2 protein-coding genes and 1 pseudogene are annotated in these 1,803 nt (G+C 70.9%); all 3 read left to right on the forward strand.

Going from position 1 to position 1,803, the window contains the following annotated elements; genetic code table 11:
* On the forward strand, nucleotides 1-429 hold a 429-nt coding region (locus tag WA805_RS29220), incomplete at its 5' end, for a glutamate ligase domain-containing protein (protein WP_425243933.1).
* Entirely contained in the window at nucleotides 426-1,172 is a 747-nt protein-coding gene (locus WA805_RS29225; RefSeq protein ID WP_422280708.1) for a cell division protein FtsQ/DivIB, read from the forward strand. The genes WA805_RS29220 and WA805_RS29225, both read left to right, overlap by 4 nt.
* Before the next feature lie 329 nt (nucleotides 1,173-1,501).
* Nucleotides 1,502-1,803: pseudogene (locus tag WA805_RS29230) on the forward strand (cell division protein FtsZ); the annotation flags it as partial.

Consider the following 1,803-nt stretch of genomic DNA (forward strand, 5'->3'; position numbering starts at 1 on the left):
CGGGTCCTGGACAGCTACGCGCACCACCCGACCGAGCTCACCGCTGACCTGCGCGCCGCGCGCGCGATCGCCGGCGCCGGGCGCGTCATCGCCGTCTTCCAGCCGCACCTGTACAGCAGGACGCGGATCTTCGCGGCCGAGTTCGGCGCGGCGCTCGCGCTCGCGGACGAGGCCGTGGTGCTCGACGTCTACGCGGCGCGGGAAGACCCGGAGCCGGGAGTGACGGGCAAGCTGGTCGCCGACGCGGTGCCCGGCGGGACCGCGCTGTACGTGACGACCGCCAGCGACGCGCCGAAGGTCGTCGCGTCGCTCGCCGCGCCCGGTGACGTGGTGCTGACCATGGGCGCCGGCGACGTCACCAGGCTCGGCCCGGTCATCCTCGCCGAGATCGGCGCCGAGGCCGGGGCGGCAGGGGCTGCCCAGCCGTGACCGATGCCACGTCGGCCACGACCGACCACGCCCCCCCGGCCGCCAAGCCGCGGCGAACCCGCACGCGGTGGCGCACCGCGTTCTTCGTGCTGGCAGGCGTGGGCATCATCGCCGGGGTGGCGTGGGCGCTGTTCGGCTCCCGGCTGCTGGTCGTGCGGTCCGTCACGGTGACGGGAGCGCACCTGGTCACGTCCGCGCAGGTGGTCACGGTGGCCGACGTCCCGCTTGGCACGTCGCTGATCGGCGTCGACGCCGGGCAGGTGGCGCGGCGGGTGGAAGGGATCAGGCAGGTGGCGTCCGTCACCGTGTCGAAAGACTGGCCGGACCACCTGGCGATCACCGTGCGGGAACGCGTTCCCGTCGTCGCGGTGCGGATGGCCGCCGGCGGGTACGACCTGGTGGACCCCACCGGGGTGCTCGTCGTGTGGTCGCGGACGCGGCCCGCCAGGCTGCCGCTGTACCAGACCTCGGTGAACGGGGGCGCGCTGGCCGGCAACCCCGGGCTGGCCACGGCCGCCGCCGTGCTCGCCGAGCTGTCGCCCGCGCTGTCGAAGCAGGTCGCGGAGGTGACGGGCACGCCTGGCGAGGCGAATCAGGTGCTGCTCGGGCTGCGCGACGGCAAGACGGTCCTGTGGGGCGGCACAGACTACGCCGCGCAGAAAAACCGGGAACTCGCCGTGCTGCTGAGCGGCGCCGCGCGCTACATCGACGTGAGCGCGCCGGGCACCGTCGTGACTAAGTGACCAACTAAGTGACCAGCGGAACGACACGCAGTCCGCTTCTCGCGTGGTTAGTTGACCCTGCCGCCTTCCCACCCTACTGTCCCTATCAATCGTTAAGCAGACAAAACTCTAAATCTCAACCTGAAGGTCAAACCTGATGGACGTCCGGGATCGCGGTATAGCCAATTACCGCGTGGGAAGAAGCCGCCGTCATTGGCGGCCAATTCCGTCGGCTCGCCGCCGGCCCCGGCTCGGTCAGCCCAGGTAGCGCCCAGGTAGCAGGGCCAGCACGGCCCCGGCCGGAATGGCGTCGGTCCGGGCGGAAAAACGAGCGGAAAGGTACCCTCCTCGTGGCAGCTCCGCAGAACTATCTGGCGGTCATCAAGGTCGTCGGAATCGGCGGGGGCGGCGTTAACGCCGTCAATCGCATGATCGATGAGGGACTCAAGGGCGTCGAGTTCATCGCGATTAACACCGACGCGCAAGCCCTGCTGATGAGCGACGCCGACGTCAAGCTCGACGTCGGCAGGGAGCTGACCCGCGGGCTCGGCGCCGGCGCGGACCCGGACGTCGGCTGCAAGGCCGCCGAAGATCACCGCGAGGAGATCGAGGAGGTGCTCAAGGGCGCCGACATGGTCTTCGTCACCGCGGG

The sequence above is a fragment of the Trebonia sp. genome (assembly GCF_049794275.1).
Taxonomy (GTDB): domain Bacteria; phylum Actinomycetota; class Actinomycetes; order Streptosporangiales; family Streptosporangiaceae; genus Trebonia.